A 6,970-nucleotide genomic window follows, 5' to 3' on the forward strand; every position below is an offset into this window, starting at 1 on the left:
CATGCAGATTAAAAATAAGATATTATTGATTACAGGTGGTACAGGTTCCTTTGGTACTGCTGTCCTCAATAGATTTTTAAATACAGATCATTTTGCAGAAATACGCATTTTTTCAAGGGATGAAAAAAAACAAGATGATATGCGTAACCATTACAAAAATGATAAAATTAAATATTTTATTGGCGATATAAGAGATTATAACAGCTTAGATTATGCAATGAAAGACGTTGATTATGTTTTTCATGCAGCAGCGCTAAAGCAGGTTCCTTCTTGTGAGTTTTTCCCAATGCAGGCAGTGAAAACTAATGTAGAAGGTACAGAGAATGTTATAAGAGTAGCTTCTTCTAATGGCGTAAAAAAAGTTATTTGTTTGTCAACTGATAAAGCAGCTTATCCTATTAACGCAATGGGAATTTCTAAAGCGATGATGGAGAAAGTAGCTATTGCGGAAGCCAGAAATCTAAAAAAAACAGTGGTATGTCTTACGAGATATGGTAATGTAATGGCTTCAAGAGGTTCTGTAATTCCACTTTTTGTTGATCAAATCAATAAAAATGAAGACTTAACAATTACTGATCCTAATATGACTCGTTTTTTGATGTCTTTGGAAGAGGCGGTTGATTTGGTTCTTTTTGCTTTTGAACATGGTAATCCTGGTGATTTATTTGTAAATAAAGCTCCCGCAACTACAATTGGAGATTTAGCACAAGCTATTTTAGAGCTAAAAGGTGCGAAAAATAAAATTAAAATTATCGGAACAAGGCATGGTGAAAAACTTTACGAAACGCTTTGTACAAGAGAAGAAATGATGAATGCAGAAGATATGGGAGAATTTTACAGGATTCCTGCGGACAATAGAGATTTAAACTACGCAAAATTCTTTTCTGAAGGGCATCAGATTGTAACTCTTTTGGATGATTATAATTCGCATAATACTAAAAGACTAGATGTAGAGGGAGTTAAGAATTTGTTAAAAGGATTAAATCTCTTTTCAGTTAAATAATAAAGTAGCTAAAAGTAAGATCTATTAAAAATTAGAGATCTGAATACAAATACAATGAAAAAACTAAAAGTTGCAACGATTTTAGGAACAAGACCAGAGATTATTCGTCTTACAGAGTGTATCAAGAAATGCGATACATATTTTAATCATATTCTTATTCATACCGGACAAAATTATGATTATGAATTGAACGAAATTTTTTTTGAGGATCTAGAACTTCGTAAACCTGATTACTTTCTAAACGTTTCAGGTAATCATTTGGGAGAAACTATAGGAAATGTTATTTCAAAATCGTTTGAAATTCTTGCAAACGAAAAACCAGATGCACTTTTAGTTTTAGGAGATACCAATAGTGTTCTAAGCACGATTGCAGCAAAACGATTGAAAATTCCGATTTTCCACATGGAAGCAGGGAATAGATGCTTTGACCAAAATGTTCCTGAGGAAATTAATAGAAAAATATCAGATCATATTAGTGACATCAATCTTACGTACACAGAAAACAGCAGAAGATATTTATTAAGTGAAGGTTTTAGAAAAGATCATGTTTTTGTAACAGGATCTCCTCTTAAAGAAGTTCTAAATAAATATAAATCTAAGATTGAAAATAGCGATGTAGTAGAACGTTTATCATTACAAGAAGATAATTTTATTGTGGTAAGTGCGCATCGCGAAGAAAATATTGATCTGGATAATCATTTTGAAATACTGGTAGAGTCAATCAACGCAGTTGCGGAAAAGTATCAAATGCCAATTATCTTTTCTACACATCCTCGTACAAAAAATAAAATTGAAAAAAATAATATTCAGTTTCATCCTTTAATTAAGAATGTAGCTCCACTTGGTTTTTTTGATTACGTAAAATTACAAAGCAAATCATTTATTGTACTTTCAGACAGTGGAACTATTAGTGAAGAATCTGCAATGATGGGTTTCCCAGCAGTAAGTATTCGTACAAGTACGGAAAGACCAGAAGCAATCGATGCAGGAACAATTGTTTTAGGAGGAATTTCTAAAGATCAAATGTTGAATGCCATCAAAATATCAAAAGGCCTTTTTGATGCTGAGATTCGTCTTCCATTTGAATATGAAGTTACCAATACTTCAGATCGTGTTATAAAAGCAATACAAAGCTATACTTCGATTGTTGACAAAGTAATATGGAACAAGAAATAAAAAAAATACTTGTTATCGGGATTAAAGGTATGGCAGGTCATATGCTTTATCATTATCTAAAAAAAAATGTTGGTTTTGAAGTGTATGGAATTGCCAGAAATATTATTGAAAATCAACAAATATTCTCACTTGATGTTTCTAATACTGAAAAACTAAAATCAATCATTCAAACAGAAAAATTTGATACAGTTATAAATTGTATCGGAATTTTAAATAAAGATGCTGAAGACCATCCAGCAAAAGCAATTTGGTTCAATAGTTATTTTCCCCACTTTTTAGAAGAAATTACCAAAGATTCTAAAACACAAGTTATTCACATCAGTACAGATTGTGTTTTCAATGGTAAAAAAGGAAATTATGAGGAGAATGCCCTTAAAGATGGTGAAGGTTTCTACGCACAATCAAAGGCGTTGGGAGAAGTTGTAAATCAAAAAGATCTTACATTAAGAACTTCAATTATTGGTCCCGAACTTAACGAAAAAGGAATTGGCCTTTTCCATTGGTTTATGAATCAAACGGGTAAAGTAAATGGATATACTTCTGCAATTTGGAGCGGAGTTACCACTTTAGAGCTTGCAAAAACAATAGAATATTGTATTCTAAACAAACAAACAGGGCTAAAACATCTTACCAACGGAGTTCCTATTGATAAATTTCATCTAATTTCTTTATTTAAGGAGATTTGGAAGAAAGAAAATGTCGAAATTCTAGCATTTGATAATAAGAAAGTCGATAAATCCTTGAAAAAATCCTTAGTTTTACCCTATTATGTTCCAGATTACAGAACGATGCTCGAAGAGCAACTAGTGTGGATGCAAGAACATGAAAATTTATATTTTTATTAATGAGGATTTTAGTTATTTCTCAGTATTTCTGGCCTGAGAATTTTAAAATAAACGACCTTGTTTTAGGGTTAAAAGAAAGAGGACATGAAGTTTCGGTTTTAACGGGACTTCCAAACTATCCTTCTGGTAATTTTTTCGAAGGTTATGATTCAAACAGCTCAGACGAAATTTGGGAAGGTATTAAAGTGTATCGTTCTAAATTAATTCCACGAGGAAATGGAGGAATTAAACTTTTTATAAATTATATTTCCTTTGTAGTGTATGGTTGGCTAAAGGTGAATCAAATTAAAGGTTCTTTTGATAAAATATTTGTGTATGAACCATCCCCTATTACCGTTGGAATTCCTGCAATTCATGCCTCAAAAAAATTTAAAGCACCTTATTATTTTTGGGTACAAGATTTATGGCCAGAAAGCTTAACTGCCGCAGGAGGCTTTAAAAATCCACTAATACTAAGTTTTTTTGATAAAATTACACGTCTTATTTACAAAAAAGCAGATAAAGTACTAGTGCAGTCAGAAGGCTTTAAAGAATATATTTTGAAGCAAGATGTTCCAGAAGAAAAACTCATTTTCTATCCCAATTCTACTGAAGCATTTTATAAAGAAAAACCAGCTTCTCCTGATTATCAAAAACTTTTACCTGAAGGATTCAATATTGTTTTTGCGGGTAATTTAGGGAAGTCTCAGAGTTTAGATACGCTTATTTCTGCAGCTCAAATTGTTAAACAGAAAGGATTGCCTGTTAATTGGGTTTTCTTAGGTGAAGGTCGTTACAGAGAAACTTTCGAGAAAATAGTTGAAGAAAAAGGTGTGAAAGAGAATGTTTTCCTTTTGGGGTCATTTCCTAGTACAGAAATGCCAAACTTTTTTGCATGTGCAGATGCACTTATCGCTTCTTTGAAGAATGAAAAGATTTTTGATCTTACTATTCCTGCAAAGATTCAGTCGTATATGGCGTGTGGAAAACCCATGTTGGTTTCTATGAATGGAGAAGGTGCAAAAATTGTTACTAAAGCAAAGTGCGGGTTTTCTTCTTCCGCTGAAAACGCTGAAAGACTAGCAGAAAATGTTGAGAAGTTATATCATCTTTCTTCCGAACAAAGAAAAGAAATGGGAGAAAATGGAGTGAAATATTTTAAAGATAACTTTGAAAGAGAAATGTTGCTGGATAAATTAATTTCAATTCTAGAAGGAAAAAAATGAAACTTACAATTACCGGTGTCAATGGCTTTGTTGGCCAAAATTTATCGAAATTTCTTGAAAATAAAGGTTTTGAAGTTTCAGGATTATCTTTGAGGAATCAGTGGAGCTTTCCGAACGAAACAGATGCAATTATCCATCTTGCAGGTAAAGCACATGATACTTCAAATACGTCAGAAGAATCTGAGTATTTTAAAGTTAATCGAGACTTAACGATTAAGCTTTTTGGTGAATTTTTAAAATCGAACACGCGAGATTTCTTCTTTTTCAGTTCTGTAAAAGCTACGGCTGATTCTGTGGACGGAATTTTAGATGAAAATCATCAATCCAACCCCAAAACGGCATACGGAAAATCTAAAAATGAAGCAGAACAATATTTACTCAACCAAGAATTACCAAACGGGAAAAGGTTATTCATCATAAGACCTTGCATGATTCACGGTCCTGGAAATAAAGGAAATTTAAACTTACTTTACAAAGTCGTGGAAAAAGGAATTCCATGGCCTTTGGCGGCTTTTCATAACGAAAGGTCGTTCCTTGGCATCGATAATTTAAACTTTTTAATCGCGGAAATGTTGTTAAACCAAAATATTTCCTCAGGAATCTATAACTTTGCAGATGATAGAAGTATTTCGAGTAACGAGTTAATTTCGATTATTAATTCAGTTTTAGGTAAAAAACCGAAGCTGTGGAAAATTTCTAAATCTTTAATTGAAAAAGTGGCTTCTGTTGGTGATAAAGCAAAATTACCTTTAAACTCAGAGAGATTGAAAAAACTTACCGAATCGTATGTTGTTTCAAATGAAAAAATAAAAAACGCACTAAAAATTAATCAATTGCCTGAATCTACGGAAGAAGGTTTAAGCAAAACGATTGAAAGTTTTAAAAATAAATAATTTACCAAAATTTCGCCCAAAAATATAACCATGACTCGTATTTTCGACTTTTTATTTGCTTTTTTCGGACTCCTTTTTCTTTCACCAATTTTCATCATCTTGTATGTTATTGGTTTGTTTGATACCGGATCGCCCATTTTTGTACAGGAAAGAGTAGGGAAAAATAAAAAACCTTTCAAACTGATTAAATTCAGAACGATGGATGTGAATACGAAATCTGTGGCAACCCATCTTTCTAATCAAGCCTCTGTAACCAAATTCGGGAGTTTTTTAAGAAAATCTAAATTGGATGAACTTCCGCAACTCATCAATGTTTTGACAGGAGATATGAGTCTTGTGGGGCCTCGTCCAAATTTGTTCAATCAGACAGAACTTATTGCTGAAAGAGACAAAAGAGGAGTTTATAGCGTAGTTCCGGGAATTACAGGGCTTTCTCAAATCAATGAAATCGACATGTCGACACCCGTAGAATTGGCTATAAAAGACGCCGAAATGCTTGAAAGTTTGACTGTTTCTGACTATTTTAAGTATATTTTTGCAACCGTTGGCGGAAAAGGTCAAGGAGACCGTATCAAAAAATAGTTTTCTGTTATTAAATTTCGAGTTCTAAGAAGAAAGATTATATTTACTTTTTTGATTTTAAATTATGAAAGAGAGAATATGGCTTTCACCACCGCATCTTTCAGGTAGCGAACTTGCTTTGGTTGAAGAAGCTTTTCAAAGTAATTGGGTAACTTCAATTGGCGAAAATATTAATCTTTTTGAAGAACAATTAAAGAATTTTCTAAGAGATTCTGTGGAAGTTTGTGCTTTAAATTCGGCAACCTCGGCCATTCATCTAGCTTTAAAATTGCTGGGAGTTTCTGCAGGCGATGAGGTTATTACTTCAACTTTTTCATTTATCGCTTCGGCAAATCCAATTGTGTACTGCGGAGCAAAACCTGTTTTTATTGATAGTGAATCAGAAACGTGGAACATGTGTCCTGAAGCTCTAGAATTTGCTATAAAAAATCGTAATTTAAACGGAATAAAACCTAAAGCTATTATTGTTGTGCATCTGTACGGAATGCCTGCAAAAATGGATGAAATAACAGCTATTGCAGATAAATATAAAATTCCTCTAATTGAAGATTCTGCCGAGGCTTTAGGGGCTAAGTATAAAAATAAAAATTGCGGAACTTTTGGTGATTTTGGAATTTTCTCGTTTAACGGGAATAAAATAATTACAACTTCTGGCGGGGGCGCCTTAATTTGTCACTCAAAAAAAGATAAAGAGAAAGCTATATTTTTGGCGACTCAAGCAAGAGATGAAGCACCTCATTATCAACATTCGATTACAGGTTACAATTACAGAATGAGTAATATTTTGGCAGGTATTGGAAGAGCCCAAATGAATGTTTTGGAGGAGAGAGTAGAGGCGAGACGAAGAATTAATAAGTTTTATAAAAATATATTCAAAAATATTGTTGGCGTTGAGGTTTTTTCTGAACCATCATCGGATTTCTATTCGAATCATTGGCTTACGGCAATTGTTATTGATGCCTCAAAAACTGGAAAATCAAGTGAAGGTTTGCGATTGGCTTTACAAGAAGAAAATATTGAATCTAGACCTTTATGGAAGCCGCTTCATTTACAACCTATATTTTCTGATGCTTTATATTTTGGTAACAATGTTTCAGAAGATTTATTCAATAAAGGGCTTTGCCTTCCTTCTGGTTCTTGTTTAACAGATTTTCAATTGGAAAGAATTGAAAAGGTAATTAAGAATTACTTTTTAGAAGATTAATTCAATAGCACTGATTTTATTTTCTGAGTCTTTCTTCAATAGATTCGCAAGAATGACCGATA

The 6,970-nt window shown here is 32.8% G+C and carries 7 protein-coding genes; all 7 read left to right on the plus strand.

Annotated features, from left to right (window positions below):
* Position 1 precedes the first annotated feature (1 nt).
* The 7 genes from AC2A1D_RS17285 to AC2A1D_RS17315 all read left to right on the plus strand — a co-directional run bounded on the left by AC2A1D_RS17285 (position 2) and on the right by AC2A1D_RS17315 (position 6,908).
* Positions 2-1,003: a polysaccharide biosynthesis protein gene (locus AC2A1D_RS17285; RefSeq protein ID WP_484044828.1), complete on the plus strand. Its 1,002-nt coding sequence runs from the start codon at positions 2-4 to the stop codon at positions 1,001-1,003.
* 54 nt (positions 1,004-1,057) lie between these two features.
* Complete coding sequence (gene wecB / locus AC2A1D_RS17290) at positions 1,058-2,179, plus strand: non-hydrolyzing UDP-N-acetylglucosamine 2-epimerase (RefSeq protein ID WP_484044829.1); 1,122 nt, start codon at positions 1,058-1,060, stop codon at positions 2,177-2,179.
* The gene (locus AC2A1D_RS17295) at positions 2,164-3,024 is read left to right on the plus strand and encodes a dTDP-4-dehydrorhamnose reductase family protein (RefSeq protein WP_484044830.1); all 861 of its coding nucleotides are present in this window, start codon (positions 2,164-2,166) and stop codon (positions 3,022-3,024) included. Before wecB ends, AC2A1D_RS17295 begins: the two co-directional genes overlap by 16 nt.
* Complete coding sequence (locus tag AC2A1D_RS17300; protein WP_484044831.1) at positions 3,024-4,229, plus strand: glycosyltransferase family 4 protein; 1,206 nt, start codon at positions 3,024-3,026, stop codon at positions 4,227-4,229. Before AC2A1D_RS17295 ends, AC2A1D_RS17300 begins: the two co-directional genes overlap by 1 nt.
* Positions 4,226-5,122 carry an NAD-dependent epimerase/dehydratase family protein gene (locus AC2A1D_RS17305; RefSeq protein ID WP_484044832.1) on the plus strand — a complete coding sequence of 299 codons (897 nt, stop codon included), beginning with the start codon at positions 4,226-4,228 and terminating at the stop codon, positions 5,120-5,122. Before AC2A1D_RS17300 ends, AC2A1D_RS17305 begins: the two co-directional genes overlap by 4 nt.
* Positions 5,123-5,152: 30 nt before the next feature.
* The gene (locus tag AC2A1D_RS17310; protein WP_484044833.1) at positions 5,153-5,704 is read left to right on the plus strand and encodes a sugar transferase; all 552 of its coding nucleotides are present in this window, start codon (positions 5,153-5,155) and stop codon (positions 5,702-5,704) included.
* Positions 5,705-5,768: 64 nt separating this feature from the next.
* Positions 5,769-6,908, plus strand: coding sequence for a DegT/DnrJ/EryC1/StrS family aminotransferase (locus AC2A1D_RS17315; protein WP_484044834.1), 1,140 nt, complete (start codon positions 5,769-5,771; stop codon positions 6,906-6,908).
* Positions 6,909-6,970: the final 62 nt, after the last annotated feature.

It is taken from the genome of Chryseobacterium sp. HNCC26DJ239 (genome assembly GCF_057180445.1).

Coding starts and splice junctions, on each gene's coding strand:
- AC2A1D_RS17305 (WP_484044832.1), top strand. CDS start 4,226: ATGAAACTTACAATTACCGGTGTCAATGGCTTTGTTGGCCAAAATTTA.
- AC2A1D_RS17315 (WP_484044834.1), top strand. CDS start 5,769: ATGAAAGAGAGAATATGGCTTTCACCACCGCATCTTTCAGGTAGCGAA.
- AC2A1D_RS17285 (WP_484044828.1), top strand. CDS start 2: ATGCAGATTAAAAATAAGATATTATTGATTACAGGTGGTACAGGTTCC.
- AC2A1D_RS17295 (WP_484044830.1), top strand. CDS start 2,164: ATGGAACAAGAAATAAAAAAAATACTTGTTATCGGGATTAAAGGTATG.
- AC2A1D_RS17310 (WP_484044833.1), top strand. CDS start 5,153: ATGACTCGTATTTTCGACTTTTTATTTGCTTTTTTCGGACTCCTTTTT.
- AC2A1D_RS17300 (WP_484044831.1), top strand. CDS start 3,024: ATGAGGATTTTAGTTATTTCTCAGTATTTCTGGCCTGAGAATTTTAAA.
- wecB (WP_484044829.1), top strand. CDS start 1,058: ATGAAAAAACTAAAAGTTGCAACGATTTTAGGAACAAGACCAGAGATT.